Source organism: Brevibacterium sp. SIMBA_078 (assembly GCF_046534565.1).
Classification (GTDB): domain Bacteria; phylum Actinomycetota; class Actinomycetes; order Actinomycetales; family Brevibacteriaceae; genus Brevibacterium.
In genome coordinates this window covers 1-254 of sequence record NZ_JAWRYQ010000389.1, presented here as the reverse complement: position 1 = coordinate 254, position 254 = coordinate 1, and the positions used below count along the sequence as shown (strand labels likewise).

The following is a 254-nucleotide window of genomic DNA, read 5'->3' as shown; positions in this document are numbered from 1 at the left end:
GTATTGCACTGAGTGCATTATGCGCATCGCCATTTAAACCTTGATAGCCACTTACCTTATCTAAAATAACCACGCTTTTCTGCTCATTCACGTCCATAGTATAAATAAAATCATGTAACTCATCTGCATGCTCTAATAGCTCAATCTCATTATTATAAATAATAATTAATGGGTAACTGATGCTCATATATTGTCCTAAATCAAATTGTCATTTACTGAATAATTTATAATCGTGCATTGGTTTAATTTTGGAA

The 254-nt window shown here is 31.5% G+C and carries 1 protein-coding gene; it reads right to left on the bottom strand.

All coding sequences use genetic code 11. The features are described from left to right. The coding region (locus tag SB749_RS20140; protein ID WP_410711870.1) for a hypothetical protein at positions 1 to 187 on the bottom strand (187 nt) is incomplete at its 3' end. Between the last annotated feature and the right edge of the window lie 67 nt (positions 188 to 254).